We start from the raw sequence: 24,685 nt of genomic DNA, 5'->3' as shown, positions 1-24,685 counted from the left end.
CCTCCGAAAATTAGTTTATTACAATTTATCTTCTGTTTTAAAGCTTAAGACAGTTCCTGATGGAACATGACTTGTTTGATCTGCTGATTGTCCATCTCGGTGACCGTCCATAAGGTATTGTCTTTGCTCAGTGTATCACCAGGCTGGACTTCCCCCATGCTTCGGAAATGAATCCAGCCGCCGATGGTGTCGATATCTTCGCTTTCATCAAACGCTAGGCCAAAACGTTCCTCTAGGTCTTTCAGCAGGACACGGCCATTGATCAGGTACTGATCTTCGCTGACTTTGCTGATTTCAGGCTGTTCGTCTGCATCAAACTCGTCGCGGATTTCGCCGACGATTTCTTCCAGGATGTCTTCCAGCGTGAGCATCCCTGCGGTGCCGCCGTATTCATCTGCCACTACTGCGATATGGACATGCGCTTGCTGCATTCTCAAAAGAGCATCCTGCAGACCGGTTTGTTCAAAGACAGTCGGCACTTCCCGGACAAAATCCTCAAGCTGCCAGTGCCTTCCGGCTACAATATGGGGCAGCATTTTTTTAGCGCTGACAAAACCGATAATGCGGTCTTTGTCACCTTCTTCAGTCACCGGATAACGCGTATAATTGTTTTCATCCAATACCTCGATAATCTCTGCCTGAGGCATATCCTTGTCGAGCGTCACAAGTTCCGTGCGGGGGACCATGATGTCTTTGGCGACCCGCTCATCGAACGTAAAGACATTCTCCATATAGGATAGTTCCGTTTCGTTGATGGCTCCGCCTTCAAAACTCTGGGCCATGACAATTTTCAGCTCATCTTCTGAATAAGCCTGTTCCTGCGGTGCGGGCTTTACACCAAGTGCTCTCAATAAAACTCTGGCAGCGCCGTTCAGCGCCCAAATGAAAGGCTTCATGACTTGCCCGAACCAGTAAAGGGGAGGGGCAAGAAGCAAAGACATTTTCTCGGCGTACTCGATCGCCAAAGTTTTTGGTGCCATCTCACCGACCACAACGTGCAGGTAGGTGACCAGTAAAAACGCGATGGCGTAGGAAGCCGCTGATGCCAAAGCATCGGAAACGGCAAAGAATTCGAAAATCGGATACATCAGGCGCTCGACTGTCGGTTTCCCGAGCGCCCCGAGCCCAAGGGCCGTCACCGTAATCCCTAACTGGCAGGCGGACAGGTAATAGTCCAGGTTGCTGGCTACTTTTTTGGCCGTTACCGCCTTTTTGTTTCCTTCTGCTATCAGTTGGTCAAGGCGCGATATGCGGACCTTGACGACCGCAAACTCGGATCCGACGAAAAAAGCTGTCAGACCGATTAATATGACCAATAACGCTAAATTCAGTATTGTGATTATATCCACTAATATTCCCTGTAAAAGGGATTCACCTCCAAAATTAATTACAGCAAAGCGAGTAAAGTGGCGATGGTCACCATTTTATTCTCCAATTCTTTGCTGATTTGCACCTTCACATGCGCGGGTGCATCTTTCAGCTGTTCTTCCAATTGCGTAATCTTTCGCTGCAAACAATCAAATTCTTCAATTACATCTTCAACTAACATCTCTGTTTCTGGCATGTCGCCTGTCTTAAGGACTTCCTGGATTTCGGCAATGGACATGCGCTGCTTTTTTAACAACTGAATCCGTTCGAGGGTGTGCAGCACTGTGTCAGGGTAAAGCCGGTAATTGGCTTGAGACCGTTCAACAGCCAACAGCCCGCAATTTGTATAATAATCAATGGTTCTTGTGGACACGCCGCTCAATTTTGCAACTTCGCCAATTTTCATTAATCCCTTCCCAATGCACACGCCTCCTTTTTTGTTAAGAATATCCTAACATAATCTGTTTTAAACCATACAGCAATACGTTATGGTTTGGAGCAATATTCATTAATAGTCTGAAAAGTCCGCCATGATTCCGACAAATTTTTGGGTTCACAGACTTCCGACAGATGTTATACTAGCGTTACAACTCAATAGACTTTGACTTTATGTCAAGGGGGAGTAGCTGTAGGGAAACCTATTTCACAGTCGTCATTACATGGTTCGTAGCCATCGGTTGTGATAGCAAACAATTTTGCTTAGCGAGACCTTTGCCTTTTATTAGGCAGGGGTCTTTTTTGTTGGCAAAAATTAGAAGGAGGATGAATGATGGAAGCAATATTATTGGAGTATTTATGGGTCCTGCTGGTGTTGGTAGCGCTGGAAGGATTATTGGCTGCAGATAACGCAGTGGTAATGGCGGTCATGGTCAAGCACTTGCCGAAAGAGCAGCAGAAAAAAGCATTGTTTTACGGTTTGATGGGGGCGTTCGTGTTCCGCTTTGCCGCGTTGTTCATGATTACGATTTTGGTGGATGTTTGGCAAATTCAGGCTCTAGGGGCAGCTTATTTACTGTTCATCGCATTTAAGCACATTTACGATCAGCGCAAAGGCAAAGAACATAGCATCGAACCGGAAGCGACAAAAGGTTCCGGTTTCTGGATGACGGTATTGAAAGTCGAACTGGCGGATATCGCGTTTGCCATCGATTCCATGCTTGCAGCGGTGGCGCTGGCCATTACGCTGCCGCATTTGGATGTGTTCGGTGTCAGTGAAATTGGGGGAATCAACTCCGGACAATTCGCGGTAATGCTGGCGGGTGGATTGGTCGGCCTCGTCATTATGCGTTTCGCCGCCCACAAATTCGTCAAATTGCTGGCAAACTACCCGCAATTGGAAACTACGGCGTTTGTAATCGTCGGCTGGGTAGGCGTCAAGCTGTTAGTGCTCACGCTGGCGCATAAAGACCTTGGGATTCTGCCTTATGATTTCGCCCATTCCACGGAATGGAAACTCATTTTCTGGGGCGTATTGCTTACGATTGTAGCGGTAGGAGCGGCAATCAGCGTTAAGAAAAATAAAGAGCAGGATGCATAAAACTTTTGTTTTTTGAAAATCTGCTTGGCACCTGGCAGTTCGATTTATCCGTAATGGTTGATTGATTGCTGGCAGTTTTAAGTCAGGAAGGAACTTGAATTCAAGTTCCTTCCTTTTTTGTTCACTAAAATGCCGTGGAAATTATGGAGGGATAAAATAGTATTTTCTGAATTAAATGTTACGATTGAAGAAAAGGCCAATCCAGACAGAAGCCTGATTGCCGAGAGAACGGAATGAAAGGGGCATCATCCATGATTTATACCATTTTCTTGTTTGTCGTCGCCGGACTCGCTGAAATAGGCGGGGGATATTTAATCTGGCTGTGGCTGCGGGAAGGCAAGCCACTGTATCTGGGAATCTTTGGCGGAGTGGCGCTGGCTTTATACGGAGTTATCGCGACTTTCCAGTCGTTCTCTTCATTTGGCCGGATATTTGCAGCCTACGGCGGCATTTTCATCATTCTTTCCGTGCTATGGGGATGGGGAGTCGATAAAAAAACACCCGATCTGTATGACTGGCTTGGAGCAAGCATTTGCCTGGTCGGTGTATCGGTGATGCTGTGGGCTCCGCGGGGATAGCGGAAATTATTGCATACATACGAACACTTATCGGAAAGAGCTTGGAATAAAGGCGATGCTGGTCCGAATAAAAATCCTTTTGAAAGAGGTGGGAAATGAAAAATACGTGGATTGCCTACCAAACAGCCATGCTCCTCCTCCTGGCTGCTGTGATTGTTTTGGGGTGGCTCGTCAATCAAGGGAACAGCATAGAAGATAAAAGCATGATTTTTGTCCAGGTCGCTATTCTGTTATGTGTTTTTAATATCGTCATAGCGATGCCAATTTGGCTGATTGTGCTGTTGGTAAATCGAAGGAAGATGGATAAAAAAGCATGGGGAATCGGGTTGTTGCTGTTGCTGTTTTTTGCCGGACTGGCTGTTATTCCTTTTGTGGAAATGCTTGGCTATATGTATTTCTGATCCAAGTCCGCTCATTTGTCTCTTTTTCTGCCGGAACTTTCTATATCAATCATAAACATGGGATATAGGGAGGATCGAAGATGGAGAAAAAGCTTTATTTGAAAAAAATTATTCATGAACCATACGGGGAATTGTTTCAATTCCTTGAAATGGACGCACAAACCGGACAGCGGCAGGTGATCAACCCTTTCGATACAGGACTGTTCAGTGAAATTGCTCAAGAACCAGAGCCGGGATTGCTTTTCGCCAAGTCAAAGCGTGGCGCGGATGCCAAAGGATATTTTAAAGGCAGACAGTTTGTCGTCAAACAGGGTTCCAAATTCGCCAGCACCACTTCTCCAAAATGCCCGAAGAAATATCTTATTTCCCGGGAAATACTGCTGCTCCAAAAAAGCCTCGTTCCGTTTGGAAACCAGCTTCTGGTCATGGAAGACATCGAATTCGATTCGCCGGCAGCGGCGATGGGTGCGGCAATCGGCGGCTGGGTAAGCGGGGCGCATGGCTGGAAAGAACAGCAGACAAAATGATTGGCCAATACAGAACCCCCGTTCAAATTGAACGGGGGATTTTTGTATAGCTGCAATTCATTTAAACTTTCTCCGGCTCCTGGGCAGCACGGACAGGAAGCGGAATCAGGTGCTTCATATCGCTTTCTGTGCCAAGCGGATGCGGATTCAACTGGAAATGGTTGATGGCGTCGCCGATCACCTGAGCGCATTTATGGAGTTCGGGATCGTACAAGTCGACCGAGTTGATGGAGATGTGTGAGTCGGACACTTCGATGACACGCACAGTTTGTTCATCTAATACCGCCGCAATCTGCAGGAAGCTCCATTGCTCTCGTTCTGCCACGGAATTGAAGTGATTGTGGCCATTTACATAAAGGCCGCAGCCTTGTTTTTTGCTTAACAATTCCCATACCGGAATGTCCGGATGAATGCTGAGCTTGTCCTGGTTTGAATTTGTCGTGGTGGCATGGACCGGATGATGGGCAAAGACAATCAATGGAAGATCTCCGCTTTCTCCGATAACCCCCTCCAGCCAATCGAGCTGTTCGGCATCAAGCGTTCCGCCCCAGTCTTCAAAGTCCTGCTCTTTTGCTGTATCGATAAAGGCAAGTGCCGCGGAATCGGTCCGGAATGCACGGTAGCGCTGCTGCTTGGTGACCATCAGGACTTCTTCGCGTGTTGACCCGTATATATCATGATTTCCTAAAACGTGGACGAATGGTTTCTGATGCTGATCGATGATGGCGTAGACTTCTTCCAGTTCCTCTTTCCATCCGAAATTCGTCAAATCCCCAATGGATACATACAAATCAGCCGGAATCGAAAAAAAGCGCTCCAAAAATTTCTCGTAAAACAGGTTGCGTTCTTCCTCAGTCAACAAATAGCCTTCTTCTAACGCCGGATAATGCAAATCGCCGATTACTGCAATCTTCAAAGTCTCCATCTCCTCTCATTCGCTTACCTTCCCAAGTATTGCAGACGATTGATAAGCTGCTTTTAAGAAGTTGTTAAGGTTTGTAAAATTTCCGTTTTGCCGCATTACGAGCTCCTATAATAGAAGAAGAATACAGCATCAGGAGGGGGCATTAGATGAAGGGACAATGGAACAAGGAAGAACTGCTCCGCCGTATGCAGCAGCATAAGAAAATTGCGGCGGTCAAATGCCCGAAAGGAATCGACAAGGCGCTGGCCAATAAGGATAAGATCAGCGCCGTGTTTTTATTGACGGGTTCCATCATGAATGTGAAGCGCTATGTCGATGTGCTGCAAAACGAAGGCATCCCGGTCCTGATCCACGCCGAGAAAATCGGCGGGCTGCTGTTGAACAACGAGGGGTTGGATTTCATCGCCAATTACGTCAAGCCGTTTGGAATCGTCACGACGAAGCCCGCCCTCATCAAAAAAGCGAAAGAGCGGAACTTGTTGGTGGTGCAGCGGGTGTTTATGATCGATTCGGAAGTATACAACCACGTGCTGGAGAACAAGCAGAAACCTGGGCCGGACATTATCGAAATCATGCCTGCCACTTTATACGGCGTCATCCGTTCCTATTCGGAGCAGTTGGACATCCCGGTCATCACAGGTGGACTGTTGTCCACTGCAGAGCACGTGAAAGCTTCGCTCGAAGCCGGGGCACTTGCCATCAGTACATCCAATGAGTCGCTGTGGGCGGAAGATTTTTCAATGGCTGAATTGTTAAAGTGATTTTTACATCTTTTACATACTGGGTTAACAACCGGCAGATACAATCAATTATGAAAAGTAGATAGCTTGCTGGGTGCACTAAGAGAGACCTCAAATACCTTCCGGGATGCCGGAGGACTATTTGAGGTCTTTTTGCGTGCCAGTCCGGCAGCTGTCGCCTAAAAAAAGAAAACGGAGGCAAGAAGATGAAAAAACTCAGCTTGTTATTGGTAATGGCAATTGCACTTATGGTACTGGCGGCTTGCGGAAGCGAAGAAAGCGAAGACGCATCTTCAGGATCTGCAGAAGCGGCGAACGACAAAGTTGAACTTACATACTGGTATGCCTGGGGAGATAAAATCGGTGAAAACAACGAGAATCTGGTCAAACAGTTTAATGAATCCCAGGACAAAATCCATGTGACGGCGGAATTCCAGGGAACTTATGATGAATTGCATGCGAAGACACAAGCGGCATTTGCTGCCGGCAATGCACCAGAAGTGACGCAAAACGAAATCGCTTCAATGGGCGTTTTTGCGAAATCAGGCATGACACAGGATTTGACTTCTTTCATTGAAAACGACGAGGAAATCAATATGGACGACTTTAATCCAGGGCTTATGGGCAATTCCTATGTGGACGATAAGGTATACGGGCTGCCTTACTTGAGAAGTACTCCGATCCTTTACATGAACGCCACAATGGCTGAAGAAGTCGGATTGGATCCGGCTGGACCGAAAACATGGAAAGAGTTTGAAGAATACGCGAAAGCTTTTACAAACGGTGAAGGGCGCATCGGCATGTCCGCCCCGATCGATATCTGGATCTATGAAGCCCTCATCGCTCAGGCTGGCGGCTCTACGATGAACGAAGACAATACAGAAGTGGCTTTCAACAGTGAAGCGGGCGTTGAGGCGTTGGACCTTTGGAGAAACATGTCCAACGAAGGCACATTGAAACTGTCGTCTGGAACAGAAGCGGGTGAAAAAGCGCATCAGGACTTTATCAACGGCCATGCCGGCATGCTGTTTTCTTCAACAGCTGATTTGTCCTACCTGCTGCAGCTTGCTGAAGAAAAAGGCTTTGAATTGAAGACGTACTTTATGCCAAAAGGCAAAGAAGCGAAAGTTCCGACTGGCGGAGCCAACCTGGTCATGACGAGCGGCCTGGATGACGAAAAACAGCAGGCTGCATGGGAATTCATCAAATTCATGACAGCTACGGAACAAACAGCTTATGCATCTGAATTCACAGGCTACTTGCCGAGCCGCCTGTCAGCTGCAGAGTCCGAGAAAATGCAGGCGCTGTACAAAGAGAAACCGCAATTCAAAGTGGCGGTCGACCAGCTTGAAAACGGCATTGCACGCCCGATGGCTGAAAACTATCCGGAAGTCGTAAAAATTCTGATCGATGAAATAACGCGCGGCATCTTGGATGAAAGCATCCCGACGAAAGAAGTGCTGGATACGGCGGCTGAAAAAGCGAATGCCGTACTGAAATAAACGGCTAAAACGGCTAAAACAGAAAAAGAAAGCATTGGAAGGTGCTTTCTTTTCAAATGATGGGGGAGACAGCAGCATGCAATGGCTAAAAGATATCAAGGTATTGATTTTCGACATGGACGGAACACTTTATCAGGATTATACATTTATGGGCCGTTATATTTCTAAAATGATGGAAGGGAACTTTCCGGAAAGGGAAATCGAAGAAACAGTGGCTCTCGCTTATGACATTTTGGAAGGCAACAAGCATTTTAAACTGGGGTTCATGTATGACCCGGAAAACCTGGTCTTTTACCGCCAGCAGGACCTTCGTCCGGTAACTTCCTATGACTGGGACGGGCTGGAATTGGAAATCGCGGAAAATGGGGACAGTGCACTTGCCTATATCGGAGACCCGTGGGGCATTGCCCAGCTGCTGGCAACCTGGAAGAGCATTCCGGCAGAATCGGTGAAAAAAGCGTTCGATGACGTGCGGAGCGAGATGCTGACGGAAGCTTATTGCATCATCAAACGGACAGATCTGTTTGAAGAAATCAAAAGGCTCGAAAACAAGCGCGTCATCCTGATGACGAATTCGCCGGTGCCGACAGCCCAGGAATTCGTCGACTTTCTGGAAATCAATGAAGTATTCGATGAATTTTACTTTGACGGGAAGAAACCAAACGGCATCAAAGAGCTTGTCACCAAACTGCTGACGGAGGGCTACGAGCCGCACGACATCCTTTCAGTCGGGGACCATCCATGGAATGATCTGTATCCGGTGCATAATGTGGGTGGCCGCACCTGCCTCATCAGCGAGTACAAGCATGACGATACGACAGAGTGGTCCATTTCTGTGGAATCGATAGATGAATTGGTCGATTTGATCCGCAAGCTCAATGAAGAATCGATGATGGCGACTGGAAAGGAAGAGACATATGGCTGAAATCAGACTTGAAAACATCTCGAAGACTTTCAATGAAGACCGTGTGGTCAAAAACATTTCACTGACCATTAAGGACGGCTCATTCACTGTTCTGGTCGGCCCCTCCGGCTGCGGAAAATCCACCATTCTGCGGATGCTTGCAGGATTTGAAAAGCAGACAGAAGGGGACATCTGGATCGACGGCAAGCTGGTCAACGACCTGGCGCCGAGCAAGCGCGATATTGCGATGGTGTTCCAGAACTATGCGCTGTACCCGACCATGACCGTAAAAGGCAATATCGAGTTCGGGCTCGCAAACCGCAAAGTGCCGAAAAAAGAACGGCAGCAATTGATTGAGGAAATTGCCGGAATCGTCGGATTGACGGAGCATTTGAACAAAAAACCGGATAAACTATCCGGCGGCCAGCGCCAGCGTGTGGCTCTCGCGCGTGCCATGGTCAAAAAGCCGAAAGTCTTTATCCTTGATGAGCCGCTGTCGAACCTGGATGCCAAGCTGCGCACGCAGATGCGGACAGAACTGATCCAATTGCATGAAAAACTGGGCACTACGTTTGTTTACGTGACCCATGACCAAGTCGAAGCGATGTCGATGGGAGATGAAATCATCATCCTGAATAAAGGCGTCGTCCAGCAAAAAGATGCACCGATCGAAGTCTACCAGAATCCAGGGAATATGTTCGCGGCTGAATTCATCGGGCAGCCGCCGATGAACGTATTTGAGCGGCAGGCCTTTAAAGGCGTCCTGGATTCGGTTTCGGAAGATGTGAGCTATATCGGGTTCCGCCCGGAGCATGCCGGCATTTCGATAACGCCAGCAAGCGTTCCGCATACCATGGAACTGGAAAGCGAGATCCTGACGCTTGAAACCTTGGGAGCCGAAACGGTCTACAAAGTGAAAAACAGCATCGGCACCATGAACATCCGCAGTTTCAATTTGCCGCTGCCTAAACACAGCAAATGCTTCATAACGATTCCGCTGGAGAAGCTGTATCCATTCGATGCTGACAAGAATGCCATCACAGAATTCAATGTGTCGGTGAAAGAGGAGGCGGTATTGAATGGCCTTCGCTAAAGTCCAGATGGATATGGAGGAGCAGAAAACGGGGCGGCAAGGCTTTCTTTCCTGGGCGAACCTGCGTCCCTACGCCATGATTTCCCCGGCAGTGCTCGTTTTTTGCCTGTTCTTCATTTATCCGATCGGCTACATGATTTACTTGAGTTTCCATGATTGGAACTTTGTCAGTCCGACAAAGGATTTCGTCGGGACCGCGAACTTCAGCCATTTGCTGACCGACCGGGATTTCCGTGAAGTCATTTCCAACTCGTTTATCTACACGTTCTTCACGGTGTTTTTGACCATTGGCCTGTCGCTGCTGCTGGCATTGTGGCTGAACCGGACTGGAGCGGTCTATTCATTTATGCAGGCGTCGATTTTCAGCCCTCATATCATTTCGCTGGTGTCCGTTTCGATGCTTTGGATGTGGATCATGGATGCGGACTATGGCTTACTGAACTGGGCATTGAATCTGGTCGGCATCGAATCGATTGCCTGGCTGACAAGCCCTGACTACGCGCTCGCTTCATTGATCATGGTGGCGGTTTGGAAAGGCATCGGTTTTAACACATTGGTCTTTATCGCTGGCCTGCAAAGCATTCCAAAGGATTTGTACGAAGCGGCGGAGCTTGACCATACACCGCCATGGAGACGATTTATGAAGATTACGGTGCCGATGCTGTCGCCGACGCTGTTTTTCCTGACGATCATCGGCGTCATCAACTCCTTTCAGGTGTTTGAGACCATCAGCTTGATGACAGCCGGCGGCCCGATCAATTCTACGAACACGTTTGTCTACTATATCTATCAATACGGTTTCCAGTTCTTCAAAATCGGTTATGCTTCAGCGGCCGGCGTCATTTTGCTTGTCATCCTGAGTGTGTTGACTGTTGTTTACTTCAAGGTATTGAGCAAACGAGTACATTACAGATAAAAAGTGAGGGGAAATAGATGAATTCATCACCAATTTTCAAAGTCATCAATGGTTTGGGCCTGTTCCTGCTGTTCATCATCTTTGCCATCCCGTTTCTTTGGATGGCGAGCACCGCGTTTAAAACGCTGGGCGAGACCATGACCTTCCCTCCGGTCTGGATTCCTGAAACGCTGCAATGGCAAAACTTTGTGGATGCCTGGAACTCCGGTCCGTTCTTGAAGTATTTTGTCAACAGCGTCGTGGTGACGTTTATGATCCTGATTCTGCAATTTGCCACCATCATCCCGGCGGCTTATGCATTCGCGCGCTATGATTTCCCGCTGAAAAACTTTTTCTTCGCGCTGACGATGATCTGCCTGATGATTCCAAGCCAACTGATCTTCTTGCCGGTTTACTTGAACTTGAGTTCGTGGGGGATTCTTGACACAATCTGGGGACTGATTCTGCCGTTTGCAACCAGTGCGTTCGGTATTTTCCTGTTGCGCCAGTCGTTCATGCAGGTGCCGGAAGAGCTGCTTGAGGCCGCCCGCCTGGATGACGCCACGGAATGGCAGATTATCCGCAAAATCATGCTGCCGCTTGCGAAACCGGTACTGATCACGCTCGCTTTGTTCAGCTTTATCGCCCATTGGAATGATTATTTCTGGCCGCTGGTCATGACGACGAGCGAAAACGCCCGCACCTTGCCGCTCGGCATCGCGATGCTGCGTCAAGTCGAAGGCGGAGCTTCCTGGAATATCGTAATGGCCGGCAACCTGCTTTTGGTGCTGCCGATTCTCGTCATTTTCTTCTTTGCCCAAAAGCATATTATTCGGGCTTTCGTTTATACAGGAGTGAAATAATAATTTTTATCTGCGGATATTCTGAAGAACAGCTCCGCTTGCCCGGCGTCTCTGCTATTTTGCTCCATACCTAAGCAAGTAACCATCAAAAAGCAAACTGAGTGATCATTTCCTTTATAGAAAGCTTCTCCAGCGAAGGCGCGTCCAAGGGCGAGACGAAGCAATAAGACGAGTGCTCTTCTCGGCTCATTGCGGAAGTCCAGCCCAAAGCGGCCGAAGCGGCATAAAAAATGATCATTCATTCAACTTTTATAACAGGCATTCACATTGAAACAAAAAGGAGGAATTTTCATGGGACAACTTATCGCACACCGGGGCTGGTCGGGGAAAGCTCCGGAAAACACATTGAGCGCCGTCAGACTGGCGCTGGCAGAACCGAAAATCGACAGCATTGAAATCGATGTGCATTTGACAAAAGACGGTGTGCCGGTGGTCATCCATGACCATCAAGTCGACCGGACCACAAACGGCAAGGGATCTGTGAAGGACCTGACAGCTGCTGAAATCTGTGCTTTGGATGCAGGAAGCTGGTTCGGACCGGAATTTGCCGGGGAAAAGATTCCGACGCTTGAAGAAGTGCTTGAGCTTACAAGCGGCAGGAAAAAGCTGCTGATTGAATTGAAGCAAACCGCCGGAGTGTATGCGGGGCTTGAAGAAAAAGTGATCGAACTCATTCAAAAGCACGGAGTACAAGAGCAGTGCCAGTTGATTTCGTTTGACCACAAAAGCCTGCAAACCTGCTTGGAGTTTGATGCAGATGTAAAGCGTACGCTTGTGATGTCCGGTTCACCATTGCTGCTGATTGATCAGGTCAATGAAATCGGAGCTTCAGCAGTGTCCGTCAATCATCGATACGTCGATTCCGAAATGGTGGCAAGCCTGAACGATAATGGAACAGACATCATTGTCTGGACCGTTGACCATAAAGCGGAAGCCGATAGAATTCATGGAATAGATGGAAGCATCGCTTTGACAACCAACCATCCGGAGCGTTTGTGGATATAAGGGCTTAACGAATTTCGGATTTCAACAAGAAAAATGAGGTGCTTTTTTTGACCCAGATTCAACTGAAGGCCGGCCAGCGGCAAAGAGATCCTTTTTTTGATAATGCCCGCTTTATTCTGGTGGCGCTTGTGGTGCTGGGCCATTTAATGAGTCCGGTACGTGAAGGGAACGCCGCTCTTTTCTTTGCCAATAATTTTCTTACTTCTTTTCGGATGCCTGCGCTTATCCTCCTGAGCGGTTTTTTCACGAAGCATTTTTGCCGTGATCCACAAGCTTATATCAAGAAGCTAGTGATCGGCATTTTCATCCCTTATCTGCTGTTCCAGATTTTCTATTTGCGGATGGACGGCCTCGCTCAAAACGGGGAACAGCTGATGGCTAACTTATTTGCACCGAACTTCGGCATGTGGTTTTTATTGAGCTTGTTTGCCTGGAATCTGCTCCTTTTTCCATTCTCAAGGCTGAAGCATCCAATTTTGGCTGCTTTCTTCATCGGCATTGTGATTGGCTGGGTGGATAGCGCAGGCGAATATTTAAGCATTTCACGCACTTTTGTCTTTTTCCCGTTATTTTTGATCGGCCATTATTTGCGAAAAGAGCAGATGCAATGGTTCAAGAAAAAGAAAGCGAGGATAGCTTCGGTTTTCAGCATGGCGGCAAGTTCGCTGATCTTATCCTTCTTTTCGCTGGAACAGGCCCGCAATGCACTGTTGGCCAGGCAGCCCTATGCGGAAATTGCGGACTCGGCGTTAGAAGGAACCGCCATCCGGCTGGTTTTCTACGGAGTGATGTTCCTCGGCATCCTGTCGTTTCTGCCATGGGTACCGAAAAAGGAGTTGGCTTTTACCTATCTCGGCAGGCGTACTGCCTATGTTTATCTGCTTCATCTTTTCTTTATCAAGGCCTTTACCGAAATGGGCCTTTTCCCGCGCGAACCGGGGATTTGGTTTTTCGCTATGCTGCCTGTGGTGTGGCTCGCCATCGTTTTTTGGACCAGCTCGAATGCCGTGGTGTTTTTCGCAAAGCCCGCAGTGGAAGGAAGATTAGCCGCTCCTGCTTTATGGGAGGCCCCGGCTCTTTGGAAAACCGTTGACCATTCGATGTGGCTGGTGAACAAAAAGTAAATTCGGTCGGGATAAGCTATATATTGAAGTCCATCAAAGAGGAATTATAACCGGAAGCGTTTGGCTGATGACAGCTGAAGCGCTTTTTTGTTTGGAACTTTTCCGCGATTCATCCGTATGAATGGAATAGCTGAAGGAGGAAGGGCTGATGGCATTTTTTCTTATGACAGTAGCGATTTTTGCGTTATTGTTTGGGTTGGAAATGATTTTGAGAAAAGTATTCGGCATGAAACTAGCCAGCCTTTCTGATACTCCTGCAAAAAAGTATGGCAAGTGGGGGCAAAGGATTATTTTAATTGGAATCGCAGCTTCAATCGCATTGGTGACTACCGGAAATGGCAGCTGGATTGCCTGGTTTTGGATGGTGCTTGTTTTGGCCATGCAAAGTTTTGTAGCTTTTCTACAATGGAAGTATATGGAAGAATCAAACGAATATTTGCTGACCCTTTTCACTATTCCGCTTTTAATGGGGCTGCTGTTTGCCATCGGCTTTAATTTTCACTGATCTGCCATATTAAATCAGATTCTGGCTCTGGACCATCGACGATACTGTTCGTTCAAATGAAAATTAATTATACTGAAGCAGGACTGTCATTACATATTTCAGTAAGCGCAAATAGAGGAGAGATGGTATGGAACAATCCTGGCAGGCGGCATCAGCGTCTCTTTCCAACATTACAGTAACGTCAAACCCGGACAATGAACCGGTCACCATACACGGTACGGCTGACGATATGCGCTGCATTGGCGTCGGAACGGATGCTGCCGTTTTCCAGTCGCTTTCGGCACCTGGTTATGCATTCAAGGTCTATGCGGAAGGCAAGCGCGATAAATTGGAGGCGGAAGCACAGGTTTATAAAGAACTTGGCCCGTCGCCTTATTTTTCAAGCTGCTACGGGGCCAGCGACCGCTTTCTTGTATTGAAATACGAAGAAGGGCCAACGCTCTTTGACTGTCTGCTCCAAGGAATCCATGTTCCGGAACAGGTCATCGAAGACGTCGAAACGGCCCGGCGATTTGTCCGTGGACGCGGATTGAATCCGCGTGACATCCATTTGAAGAATATTCTGCTGCAGGGCGGGAGCGCAAAGCTCCTGGACGTTTCGGAATACATCAAGCCTGGCAACGATTACAGATGGGAACATTTGAGGAAAGCGCATGATGAATATTACGGGCTGATTGATGGAAAACCGATGCCTTTCTGGCTGCTCGACACCATCCGGAAATGGTATCATCACTGGAACAACTATACCTCTTCGTTCGATGAATTTATGCAGATCATTTCCAGGTAGCTGAATATCCGGAAGTAAAGGAAAGAAAGCCCGGTACTGCTTATCCATAAAAAACCCCCTTGCCAGTTTTGAGTTAAAAAACTGGCAAGGGGGTTTTTAGTTATTGAACAATATTCAATCGGGGCAGTCCCTTATCCATCAAATCCGTGATTGCCTCCGCAGTCAGCGGCCGGCTGAAGACATAGCCCTGGATTTCATTGCAGTCCAGTTTCTGGAGAAAAGCAAGCTGCTCTTTCGTTTCTACTCCTTCGGCGATGACCGACATGCCGAGGCTGTGGGCAATCGAAATGATGGCTTCCACAAGCGCCATGTTGTCTGGATCTGTCGTCATGTCCTGAACAAACGGCTGGGCGATTTTCAGATGATTGATCGGGAAGCGTTTCAGATAAATCAGCGATGAATATCCGATGCCGAAATCATCGATGGCAATCTGTACACCAAGTCCCCTTAATTCCTGCATCCGGGCAATGGCTTTTTCAGCGTCATAAACCGCGACGCCTTCAGTGATTTCAAGTTCCAGAGAAGAAGCGGGAAAGCCGGTTTTCTCCAAGACATTTTGGAGAGTAGCTATCAAATCATCATGCAGAAACTGCAACGGGGATAGATTGACGGCCAATTTCAAATGGGAATAGCCGTTATCGTGCCATGTTTTCGCTTGCCTGCAAGCGTTATAAAGCACCCATTCACCGATTGGCAGGATTAGCCGGGTTTCTTCCGCCAACGGAATGAATTCTCCAGGCGAGACGGTATTTCCGTCGCTGGTTTTCCAGCGGATCAAGGTTTCCATTCCTGTAACTTCGCCGGTTCTGCTGTGGATCTGCGGCTGGTAATGCAAGACGAATTCTTCATTGGTGATTGCTTGGCGCAATTCGTTTTCGAGCTGTATTTTTCGCGAGATGGTGGATTCCATTTCATTGGCGAAAAACTGATAGTTGTTTTCCCCTTTTTCTTTTGCATGGTACATGGCGATATCGGCGTGTTTCATCAATTCATCCGTAGTTTTCCCATCCTGAGGATAAACGGCAATTCCGATGCTCATGGATACATGCAATTCCTGTCCTTTTACTGTCACCGGTTTTTCTATGATTGACCGGATTCTCTCCACTAGAGGCACAATGTCTTCCGTAGATTTAAGTTCGTTCAAAATGATGGTGAATTCATCGCCGCCTTGCCGGGAAATGGTGTCGATCAGCCGCAGGTTATCGGCCATTTTCTTAGAGAAACCTTTCAGCAGCAAATCTCCGAACTCATGGCCAAACGTGTCGTTGATGTTTTTAAAGCGGTCCAAATCGATAAACACGACGGCTACCTGATGTCCATTGCGATCGGCGCTTGCCATGGCGAGTTTCAGCTTTTCAAGAAAAAGCCTCCGGTTCGGCAATCCACTTAAAACATCATGGTAAGCCATATGTTTCATTTTCTGGACAGCGTCCACAAGCTGTTCATTTTTGGTGCTGAGTTCCACTGTTCTTTGCTCGATTTTATGCTCCAGAACAGAGGTCAGTTGATGGTAGTTGACCAGCAATTTCTGATTTTCCAAGGTGGTGTAGATCTGCCTGGAAAGAATCAGCAGGGCCGAAACTCCGGCTCCGGCAATCAGCCCGTTCATTTCACCTTTCTGTTCAAAAATCATGATGACAAAGAGCAGCACCAGACTGGAATAAGAAAATAACAGCCGCAGTGAGATCCCGTTTTCGGCAGATGGTACAATTTCAACCAGCTGCTGTTTTCCATCCGGCATCTTCCGCTGTTCATCCAGTGCGTATAAACCGGCAAGAGCGGTAAGCAAAAGCCCAAGAGACCAGAGAGGGTCGTAGAATGTGCCCGGAACGTAAATCTCAGCGGTTGTGGAATAATAAAGAAGCGCTGCATCGGCAACAATCCGGACAGCCAGACTTCCGCATATCAGCATTAAAACCGGACGGGAAAAAAAGCGGTCCCTGCTAAAATAAAAACTGATGGCGCAGAATAAAAGAATCAGGTCCCCGGCAGGATAACCAAGCGATGTAGCAAGCAAAGCCGGGGAAAACGGATCTTCGGAAAAAATATATTGAATGATATAATGCCAGCTAAGCGCAATAAGGACAGTCATGATAATGCACATATCAAACAGGAATTTCACCTGGTCCGTGCTGTTTTTCTTCTGGCCCACGTAATAGATAAACGCGCCTATGTAAAAGACGATCTGAAGAAAATAAAACAAGTCGGGCCATCCCGGAAATGGCACTTCCGTTTTCAGGCTGTGTTGATAATAAAACCGAAGACCTTCAGCGACTGCATAGCTGATGCATCCCAAAAAAGAAAGCAGCCAGAAGTAGTTCCCCGGACCTTTATTTCTCCAATAAACATAAAGCAAGGTGAATGCTGTCACAATCGAAGCAAGCAATGAAATAATATCGATGCTCATCATATGGGAATGTTCCGTGCTTTTGTTATAAAAAACAAAGATGTAGTAAACAAGAATATGCAAGACCAAATAATACGTAAACATTTTTTTCGGTGTAACGTGTATGATGGTGGTCACCTCATTCAGAGTAAGAAATTCCTATGGCCTGACCGATAGGTGATGGCATAAACAAATGGATGAAACAGCAGGAAGTGTGTCAGGGAATATTTTTCCGAACAACTCATTAACTCATTATAGTTATTAATTGAAAATAAAGAAACAATTTTATTACAAATAATAACATTTATTTGTAATATTTATACTAAGTATAATTTTTTATTAGTATGAATATGCAGATAATTGGATATTCATTAAAAATTAAGTGTGATAATTATCCTTTTCTTTCATTGGGCCAACTAAAAGGGGGGGGGATGCTGATAAACGAACAAGCTTTCCTGCTCCTTCCAGGCAACTGAAATGGCAATCGCAGCCTTAGCAGAACAGAATTCAAGAAAACTCCTGGCCATAAGCTCTTTGCTTACTATCTGTCTTCTCGAAAGATATACTGAAGTCAGGATTTTATCTTCAGGCAATATCAGCAGCCAATAGGGAAGGATTGAAAACATGGAAAAATACCGCATCAACCAAAAAGCGGGCCTGGAATTCGGCCTATATACACTGGGAGACCATATTCCTGATCCGCGAACCGGTGAACGTCTTCCTGCTGGCGAGCGCATCACACAGATTATTGAGCTGGCGAAACTCGCCGAAGAAGCCGGTGTCGACTTTTTCAGCGTCGGCGAAAGCCACCAGGAGTATTTTGCGACTCAAGCCCATGCAATCGTGCTGGCGGCAATTGCCCAAGCAACCGAAAAAATTAAGATTTCCAGCTCTTCTACGATTATCAGTACATCGGATCCCGTACGTGTTTATGAGGATTTTGCGACCATCGACCTTATATCGAAAGGGCGTGCGGAAATCATTGCCGGGCGGGCATCGCGTATTGGGTTATTCGAACTGCTTGGCTACGATATTCAGGACTACGAAGAATTGTATGAAGAAAAATTTGCCTTGCTGCTGCAGATCAACGAGCAGGAAACGGTCAATTGGAGCGGCCGGTTCCGGGCGCCTCTCCGCAATGCACGGATCATTCCACGCCCCTTGAATGGCTCATTGCCAATATGGCGCGCGGTCGGAGGGCATCCCGCGAGTGCCATCAAAGCCGGGCATGCAGGCGTCCCGATGATGCTTGCCACTCTGGGCGGACCGGCACAAAGTTTCAAGCACACGGTGGACGCATACAGGGAAGCGGCCACTGAAAGCGGATTCGATCCGGCAATGCTTCCGGTCGCCACCGCAGGATTTTTCCATGCGGCTGAAACCACCCAGCAGGCATTCGAAGAAATTCATCCACATGTGGATAAAGGCATGATGTTGACAAACGGGCGGGGATATCCACAGCCGCACTTTTTCCGCGGCGCACATCCGCATGATGTCATGAACATCGGCAGTCCACAGCAAATCATCGAGAAAATCCTTTTCCAGCATGAATTGTTCGGACATCAACGCTATATTGCCCAGATGGATTTCGGCGGTGTGCCTTTTAGTCGCTTGATGCGGAATCTCGAATTGATCGGCAATGAGATTTTACCGGCTGTAAAGAAATATACGGCTAAACAATGAAGAAAGAGAAAACAGACTGCTTGCGAAGGCAGTCTGTTTTGTGGTGAGTTGAAAACCCGTATTTATTTCGCTTTACAGGTTAGTCAAACTTCAGCAGATTAACTTTTCCTTATTCGTATACGGGGCTTTCAATGGGCCGGTATTTCACGAGCAGCATGTCTTCACCTTCAGTGGAGATGATTTTCAGCTGGCCATAAATTGTGCTGATGGTATCTTGCAGTTCTTCCATTGAACTGGCGACAATCGTGAAGCGGCCGAACATCTGGGTATACGAGCCGGTGACACGGACTTCGTCGCCCGGTGATTTGCTAATGGCGGTATGAATCACGGCCGGCAGCTCCTGGATACGATCGATGCCTTCAATCTCGCTGATAGTGCCGCCTTTCAACAGGATCGGCAGGTTGCAGGAAGGGAAGGGCATATGGCCGTTGTCGTAAGGGCTCATATCCAAATGGTCGATGCTTTCACCGAGTGCCAGTGTCAGCATCATCTCGACCTGATTGACTCCGGTCTGCTTTTCAATGATTGAATACATCTGGGAGCCGCCAAGCCGGAAGCCCATCTCATATATATAGAACGAACTGTCCTCGAACAGGGACTGGATGAAAACGACGCCGTTGCGGATGCCAATGCCTTCAATTAGTTTTCTGAGATAAGGATCCACCGACTCGATATACTGCTCCCGGTGCTGGGAAGAAAAAATCATGGCAATTGGCAGCGGCGGGAATTCTTTCGAATGCTTATGGACAAAGCGGTCGGCTACGCCATTCAGTACAATGTTTCCGTTTTGGATGGTGTAAATCGTCTGCACACCGTAGGTTTCGTCGACAAAGCGTTCAATAATGGCCTTCTTCGATTTAGAGAAGCTCAGCGCTTTTTCATAGCCTGTCCGCACTTCCTCCGGAGAGTGGCAAACAGTAATTCCTTGGCTGGCATAGCTGTCTACAGGCTTCACGATGACCGGATATTTCAGCTTTTTCAGGCTTTTATCGCTCAAATCACCTGCCATCTCGTATTCTTCGATGACCGGAGCTCCGTAAGCCCGGCAGTATTCCTTGAATTTGTTCTTATCTGAGCAGATTTCCAGTTGTTCAGCTGTAGCATAAAAAGGCAAGCCTAGCTCCTGGCATAAAGCTTGTGCATGCCAGGTATTGACGTCGTCAAATGCATTGAAAACACCATGGATCCCTTCGGCTCTGGCAATTTCCGCTAATTTCTCTGTATCGGAAGTGCTGATATTATAGTGTTTGTCTGCGTATTTCTTCGCAGGCGAGCCAGGATCTCGATCCGTGACGATAGTATATAGCCCCATCTTCTGTGCGGTTTTCACGACATCAATCATTTGAACTATGCCGCTTAAGATTAAAATCTTTTTCTGCTCTTTTTTCTTCACTGAAATACCTCCATTGAGTCAGTTTCGTTTGATATGGCGCTAAATGTTGGTTAAAATGAATCATTAAATCCAACAAACTTAATACAAAAATACCAATACCATTAGCATAAGTCAATCTAATTATCTGAATTTTACGAAATCGAAATATAGATGGTAATATCAATAAGAATAAAAAGCTAGACGAAATACTGATCAGCTCCGCTAACAAGGATTTGCCAAGCAGCGGTGCTGTGAGCCTAACTCAGCGTGACAGCCTTTCTTACAGATTTTTCATCCATAAAAAAAGACCGCATTTGCGATCTTTTACTTTGGAAGTTTCACTTTGAAAATGCTGCCTTTTGGAAGGTTGTGGGCAGCTGAGATTATTCCGCCATGCGTTTTGGCGATCCACTGGGCAATGGATAGTCCGAGGCCGATGCCTCCGGTTTCACGGGATCGGGCTTTGTCTTCGCGGTAAAAGCGCTCAAAAATACGAGGGAGGTTTTCTTCTTTGATGCCACGTCCGGTATCACTGACTTCAATAACGACTTTCTGGTCTTCGGTATAGGTTCGGACCTTTATCTGGTCTTTTTCATCGGTGTATTTTAAAGCGTTGTCGAGCAGAATTACCATTAGCTGATGCAGCCGCACTTCGTCGCATTCCATTTGGATGCCGCAATTCAGGTCGAGCTCGAAAAGCTTATTCTGCGATTCAGCTATTTCAATATAAGGTGTACTGACGCTTCCCACAAAAGGGTCCACTTGGATGACCTGTTTCACCAGCTGCGCTTCAGCGGAATCGGCTCTTGCCAAGGTCAGCAAATCAGTAGTCAGCTTCGATAAGCGCCTTGTTTCCGATAAACTGAGCGCGATGTTTTCGAATTTGTTCATGATTTTCTCCTGCGGCGCTGTAAGCAAAAGCTCCAGTTTGTTCTGGATGATTGTCAGCGGCGTCCGTAGCTCATGAGAGGCATTTTCGACAAATTCCGCTTGTTTGTTCCAGGATTGGATAATTGGCTTCATCATTCTTTTCGATAATAGATAGCTCGCTGAAATCGACAGAATAATGAAGATGAGCGAACAGATGATGAGCAATCTTTCGAAGTTTTTAATAATCGTCTGTTCAGAATCGATATTGATGAGCAACTGTGTATAGACTGTTTCACCTTCTTCATTGGTGTCTTCGAAAAGCAGGTTCCTGTAGGTATAGGTATTGCCAATCGTGACGTTGGATATCGTATCAAGATTCTCCAGATTCATTTCAAAATCCTGAAAATAGTTTTCATAAAGCAAAGTCCCGATTTGTTCCTTATTGATAATCTCGCCTTCTTGGTTCCACTCCAAGCGGACAATACGCGGATTCAATCGCCCTAAGCGTCCGTCTCGGTCGAAGTCTCCATTCCGCGGTGGCCTGTTGTCCCGGAAAGAATTCTCTAATACCCTTTCCTTGAAGGACAGCAAATCTTCATCCGTTTTCGAAAACAAGGTATTCTGTACCTGATGAAAAATAATGATGCCGAAAATCGTAAAAATGACGGTGAAGGCAATTAAATTCAAAATCATAAAATGAAGCTGCTGCTTTCTGAAAATGGGTTGATTAGACATCCTCATCACCATTTTCCGACAGCATATAGCCGAGTCCGCGAAACGTTTTGATGTAATGGTCGTAATTGAATTTTTTCAGTGTTTTCCGCAAGTTGCTGGCGTATACTTCCACAACCGTTGTGGAGGTGTCTGATTCGAAGCCCCAGATCCGGTCGAATATCTGCTCTTTCGTCAAGATGATGTTTCGGTTGTTCAAAAGATATTCAAGCAAGTCGAACTGCTTCCCATTGAGTTTGATGGGTTCACTGCCGATAAAAGCTTTCTTGTTTTTCACATGGAGCTTCAGGTCTTTGAAGCTCAGTGTATTTTCTTTGAACTCCCCTCCGGATCTTCTGATAATGGCTTCGAGCCGCAGCAGCAGCTCTTCTCGGTGAAAAGGCTTTACCAGATAATCATCGGCGCCGGATTTGAAGCCCTGGATTTTGTCGTTGAGGCCGTCTTTCGCCGTTAACATGATGACGGGTGTGGCGATCCATTCGCTGCGAAGTTCCTGCAACACTTCATAGCCGTTCATCCCCGGCAGCATGATGTCCAAAATGATGCAGTCGAAAATATTCTGTTTCGCCAAGAACAAGCCTTCCTCTCCGTCAAAAGCTTGTTCCACTTTAAATATTTCCTGTGTTGTTTCGCGAATGGTATTTGATAAATGCTCATCGTCTTCAATGATAAGCAGTTTCATGAGCGTTTCCTCCTTTCCCATTTCTGCTCGGCGGTTTCTGAAGTAGAATTTAATAGCTTGATTATAGGGCTAATTTTGGAAAATGCAAATTTTTCAATAAACTTAATCGATGTATTTTAAGCAGGGTTCATATTGAAGTACAGCGAAGAAAATGCATGCTTCATCAATTCCGAAAAAAGGAGTGGAGCAGAACGGAAGTTTCCATGGTTCCTGGACTCAATACATAGGGAAGGAAATGCCTTTAAAACGATATTGACAAGCGGAAGAAATGGCTTTATAGTTCAATCAATTTAAAACCAGAAAGGCGGAGGAACAAGCGATGAAACTTTACAGGGAATTGGCAGAGTGGTGGCCGCTGATGTCTCCACATACCGAATATGAAGAAGAAGCGTCGCTTTACCTGGAAATTATCCAGCGTTATCATCCGGCTGTAAAAACGGCGTTGGAGTTCGGCTCCGGAGGAGGCAGCAACGCCTATTACCTCAAACAGCATTTTTCCATGATCTTGACCGATTTATCGCCGGAAATGCTTGAAGTCAGCCGGAAGCTAAACCCGGAGTGCGCACATGTTCAGGGAGATATGCGAAGCCTGGAACTAAACGCTCGTTTCGATCTCGTATTTATCCATGATGCAATTATGTATTTAACGGCCAGAGAAGACTTGCTGGAAGTGATGCACAATGCGAAAAAGCATTTGAACGAAAACGGTCTGCTTTTTATTATGACGGATCAGTTTAAAGAGACTTTTCAGCCGGAAACCAGCCACGGCGGAGTGGACAAAGACGGGCGGGGCATGCGTTATTTGGAGTGGACGTATGACAGCGATCCCGAAGATCACGTAACCGAAACTGAATATCTTTATGTCATGAGAGATGGGAATGGAAATGTATTCAGGGAATACGACCACGCGGAATCGGGGTTGTTTTCCATGGCGGAGTGGGAAGAGATGCTCGCGGAGGCTGGATTTAAAGCGGTTTTTGAACGGATCAACTATACATCCATCGATGGAACATATTATGGCATCGTTGCTGCTCGGACAGAGGTCTAGCTGAAAAGAAAAAAGCAGCCGCAAGGGCTGCTTTTTTACTCGTTTATTGGATTAAAAACGGTCGGTGTCTTTTCTTTTGAGCTGGCCGTTTTCATCAATGTCCGCTTCTTCACGGCGAACCGTTTCGTTGACTGTTTCCGTGTCTTGGACTTTGCGTTTTCCGACAACGATTTCTTCGGTCACGACATCTTTCTTCGTCACTTCCACACGTTCTTCAGAAAGCGGTACATGGATTGTATCGTTGGTATCTTCATAAGCGGCAGTGCCTGTTACTTCTTCGTTCACTGGCCGGCGTTCAATATAAACTTCTTCGCGTTCTACTGGCACTTCGATGGATTGCTTGCTTTCCACAACGTGTTTGCCGACATTCACTTCACCGGTTTGCACCCGTTCAGTATCGACATTCAAACGTTCTTCGTGAAGGCGCAGGCGTTCTTCATCTGTGTCGCCAGTGGTGCCGAATGTGCTGCCTGTTGAATCATAAGTAGAATCGGTTGTCCGGCCTGTAGCAAACGGCGTGTCAGTTGCAGTGCCTGTCACCGCTGTATCACGGCCGGCTCTGTCGCTGTAGCTTTGGTAAGAATCGCCATATTCATTGTCTACATAAAGCAGGATTTTGCCGTTTTCCACTTGATGGTAATACGCGTCTCTGTCTGCAGGATCAAGTCCCATGTTGTCGAAGACGCTGCGTGTATTGTCGTCTCCTGACAGGAAGTTGACGAATTTCCCCATAAATCCTTGGTCTTGCTGCTGATCAGTTCCTTGTGTATCGAGGTTGACATCTGTCTGTCTCCGGATCATATTCAATTGATCATTGTCCCGAGCCACGACATACATATGATCTTCGCTATAACCCTGAGCTTTCAATTCGTTTACCTGACTTAAAACTTCTGCCTGTACATCGTATACGCCTATAAGTTTGTTACCTCTTTTTTCCATTTCGAATTCCTCCTCGTGGTGATGAATCCCTTTTAAAAGCAAGGTAGTTTTTATGTACCCTTTGAACTCAAGGCTAAACATCCGTAGTCATTAAGTAATATAGAAATAGCTATTCCAGCTCGCGGCCGGCCGCCCAGATAATAGAGGCGAAGAAGCATCCGGAATTGAGTTTCTTCTATAAAAATGATTGCATCGCAATTGCCTTATTTTTATAAGCTT

24 protein-coding genes are annotated in these 24,685 nt (G+C 46.8%); 16 read left to right on the top strand and 8 right to left on the bottom strand.

All coding sequences use genetic code 11. The features are described from left to right. Positions 1–44: 44 nt before the first annotated feature. Both AC3AQ9_RS10665 and AC3AQ9_RS10660 read right to left on the bottom strand, forming a co-directional pair. A complete protein-coding gene (locus AC3AQ9_RS10665) occupies positions 45–1,349 on the bottom strand; it encodes a hemolysin family protein (protein ID WP_488307451.1) in 1,305 nt (434 codons plus the stop codon). A gap of 38 nt (positions 1,350–1,387) precedes the next feature. Further along, complete coding sequence (locus AC3AQ9_RS10660; protein ID WP_488307450.1) at positions 1,388–1,774, bottom strand: MerR family transcriptional regulator; 387 nt, start codon at positions 1,772–1,774, stop codon at positions 1,388–1,390. 363 nt (positions 1,775–2,137) lie between these two features. Here AC3AQ9_RS10660 and AC3AQ9_RS10655 point away from each other — a divergent pair, with 363 nt between their 5' ends. From AC3AQ9_RS10655 to AC3AQ9_RS10640, 4 genes are all read left to right on the top strand, one after another. After that, complete coding sequence (locus AC3AQ9_RS10655; RefSeq protein WP_488307449.1) at positions 2,138–2,905, top strand: TerC family protein; 768 nt, start codon at positions 2,138–2,140, stop codon at positions 2,903–2,905. Between the two features lie 251 nt (positions 2,906–3,156). Further along, positions 3,157–3,483 (top strand): YnfA family protein, encoded by a 327-nt coding sequence (locus tag AC3AQ9_RS10650; RefSeq protein WP_488307448.1) that lies wholly within the window; start codon positions 3,157–3,159, stop codon positions 3,481–3,483. 95 nt (positions 3,484–3,578) lie between these two features. After that, the gene (locus tag AC3AQ9_RS10645; RefSeq protein WP_488307447.1) at positions 3,579–3,884 is read left to right on the top strand and encodes a hypothetical protein; all 306 of its coding nucleotides are present in this window, start codon (positions 3,579–3,581) and stop codon (positions 3,882–3,884) included. A gap of 80 nt (positions 3,885–3,964) precedes the next feature. Beyond that, a complete protein-coding gene (locus AC3AQ9_RS10640; protein ID WP_488307446.1) occupies positions 3,965–4,411 on the top strand; it encodes a DUF4357 domain-containing protein in 447 nt (148 codons plus the stop codon). Positions 4,412–4,472: 61 nt separating this feature from the next. On the opposite strand, the gene AC3AQ9_RS10635 is transcribed toward AC3AQ9_RS10640, so the two are convergent. Continuing rightward, complete coding sequence (locus tag AC3AQ9_RS10635; protein ID WP_488307445.1) at positions 4,473–5,327, bottom strand: metallophosphoesterase family protein; 855 nt, start codon at positions 5,325–5,327, stop codon at positions 4,473–4,475. 155 nt (positions 5,328–5,482) lie between these two features. Between AC3AQ9_RS10635 and AC3AQ9_RS10630 the strand changes: the two genes are divergently transcribed. The 10 genes from AC3AQ9_RS10630 to AC3AQ9_RS10585 all read left to right on the top strand — a co-directional run bounded on the left by AC3AQ9_RS10630 (position 5,483) and on the right by AC3AQ9_RS10585 (position 14,754). Continuing rightward, positions 5,483–6,097, top strand: a complete 615-nt coding sequence (locus AC3AQ9_RS10630) for a glycerol-3-phosphate responsive antiterminator (RefSeq protein ID WP_488307444.1) — start codon at positions 5,483–5,485, stop codon at positions 6,095–6,097. A 185-nt stretch (positions 6,098–6,282) separates the two neighbouring features. After that, positions 6,283–7,578 carry an ABC transporter substrate-binding protein gene (locus tag AC3AQ9_RS10625; RefSeq protein ID WP_488307443.1) on the top strand — a complete coding sequence of 432 codons (1,296 nt, stop codon included), beginning with the start codon at positions 6,283–6,285 and terminating at the stop codon, positions 7,576–7,578. Between the two features lie 76 nt (positions 7,579–7,654). Next, the gene (locus AC3AQ9_RS10620; RefSeq protein ID WP_488307442.1) at positions 7,655–8,503 is read left to right on the top strand and encodes an HAD family hydrolase; all 849 of its coding nucleotides are present in this window, start codon (positions 7,655–7,657) and stop codon (positions 8,501–8,503) included. After that, entirely contained in the window at positions 8,496–9,575 is a 1,080-nt protein-coding gene (locus AC3AQ9_RS10615) for an ABC transporter ATP-binding protein (protein WP_488307441.1), read from the top strand. The genes AC3AQ9_RS10620 and AC3AQ9_RS10615 overlap by 8 nt, the downstream gene beginning before the upstream one ends. Next, positions 9,562–10,491 (top strand): carbohydrate ABC transporter permease, encoded by a 930-nt coding sequence (locus tag AC3AQ9_RS10610; protein ID WP_488307440.1) that lies wholly within the window; start codon positions 9,562–9,564, stop codon positions 10,489–10,491. Before AC3AQ9_RS10615 ends, AC3AQ9_RS10610 begins: the two co-directional genes overlap by 14 nt. Positions 10,492–10,508: 17 nt before the next feature. Then, positions 10,509–11,333 carry a carbohydrate ABC transporter permease gene (locus tag AC3AQ9_RS10605; RefSeq protein ID WP_488307439.1) on the top strand — a complete coding sequence of 275 codons (825 nt, stop codon included), beginning with the start codon at positions 10,509–10,511 and terminating at the stop codon, positions 11,331–11,333. Positions 11,334–11,624: 291 nt separating this feature from the next. Further along, positions 11,625–12,338 carry a glycerophosphodiester phosphodiesterase gene (locus tag AC3AQ9_RS10600; protein ID WP_488307438.1) on the top strand — a complete coding sequence of 238 codons (714 nt, stop codon included), beginning with the start codon at positions 11,625–11,627 and terminating at the stop codon, positions 12,336–12,338. 47 nt (positions 12,339–12,385) lie between these two features. Next, a complete protein-coding gene (locus AC3AQ9_RS10595; protein ID WP_488307437.1) occupies positions 12,386–13,462 on the top strand; it encodes an acyltransferase family protein in 1,077 nt (358 codons plus the stop codon). A 148-nt stretch (positions 13,463–13,610) separates the two neighbouring features. Beyond that, positions 13,611–13,967 carry a DUF4181 domain-containing protein gene (locus tag AC3AQ9_RS10590; protein WP_488307436.1) on the top strand — a complete coding sequence of 119 codons (357 nt, stop codon included), beginning with the start codon at positions 13,611–13,613 and terminating at the stop codon, positions 13,965–13,967. 127 nt (positions 13,968–14,094) lie between these two features. Further along, the gene (locus tag AC3AQ9_RS10585) at positions 14,095–14,754 is read left to right on the top strand and encodes a protein kinase family protein (protein ID WP_488307435.1); all 660 of its coding nucleotides are present in this window, start codon (positions 14,095–14,097) and stop codon (positions 14,752–14,754) included. A gap of 100 nt (positions 14,755–14,854) precedes the next feature. Here the strand turns inward: AC3AQ9_RS10585 and AC3AQ9_RS10580 are convergent, their stop codons facing one another. Next, positions 14,855–17,164 carry a putative bifunctional diguanylate cyclase/phosphodiesterase gene (locus tag AC3AQ9_RS10580; protein WP_488307434.1) on the bottom strand — a complete coding sequence of 770 codons (2,310 nt, stop codon included), beginning with the start codon at positions 17,162–17,164 and terminating at the stop codon, positions 14,855–14,857. A gap of 600 nt (positions 17,165–17,764) precedes the next feature. Between AC3AQ9_RS10580 and AC3AQ9_RS10575 the strand changes: the two genes are divergently transcribed. Continuing rightward, a complete protein-coding gene (locus AC3AQ9_RS10575; RefSeq protein WP_488307433.1) occupies positions 17,765–18,823 on the top strand; it encodes an LLM class flavin-dependent oxidoreductase in 1,059 nt (352 codons plus the stop codon). 109 nt (positions 18,824–18,932) lie between these two features. On the opposite strand, the gene AC3AQ9_RS10570 is transcribed toward AC3AQ9_RS10575, so the two are convergent. From AC3AQ9_RS10570 to AC3AQ9_RS10560, 3 genes are all read right to left on the bottom strand, one after another. After that, positions 18,933–20,216, bottom strand: coding sequence for an ATP-grasp domain-containing protein (locus AC3AQ9_RS10570; protein WP_488307432.1), 1,284 nt, complete (start codon positions 20,214–20,216; stop codon positions 18,933–18,935). 303 nt (positions 20,217–20,519) lie between these two features. Then, the gene (locus tag AC3AQ9_RS10565; RefSeq protein ID WP_488307431.1) at positions 20,520–21,758 is read right to left on the bottom strand and encodes a sensor histidine kinase; all 1,239 of its coding nucleotides are present in this window, start codon (positions 21,756–21,758) and stop codon (positions 20,520–20,522) included. A gap of 34 nt (positions 21,759–21,792) precedes the next feature. Further along, the gene (locus tag AC3AQ9_RS10560) at positions 21,793–22,479 is read right to left on the bottom strand and encodes a response regulator transcription factor (protein WP_488307430.1); all 687 of its coding nucleotides are present in this window, start codon (positions 22,477–22,479) and stop codon (positions 21,793–21,795) included. A gap of 319 nt (positions 22,480–22,798) precedes the next feature. On the opposite strand from AC3AQ9_RS10560, the gene AC3AQ9_RS10555 reads away from it, so the two are divergent. After that, positions 22,799–23,527: a class I SAM-dependent methyltransferase gene (locus AC3AQ9_RS10555; protein WP_488307429.1), complete on the top strand. Its 729-nt coding sequence runs from the start codon at positions 22,799–22,801 to the stop codon at positions 23,525–23,527. A 51-nt stretch (positions 23,528–23,578) separates the two neighbouring features. Here AC3AQ9_RS10555 and AC3AQ9_RS10550 read toward each other — a convergent pair whose 3' ends face one another. Continuing rightward, on the bottom strand, positions 23,579–24,466 hold the full coding sequence (locus tag AC3AQ9_RS10550; protein WP_488307428.1) for a YsnF/AvaK domain-containing protein: 888 nt from the start codon (positions 24,464–24,466) through the stop codon (positions 23,579–23,581). Positions 24,467–24,685: the final 219 nt, after the last annotated feature.

The sequence above is a fragment of the Planococcus sp. VCh962 genome (assembly GCF_057748275.1).
The sequence above is the reverse complement of the archived record's forward strand: the minus strand, read 5'-3'. Positions and strand labels throughout refer to the sequence as shown.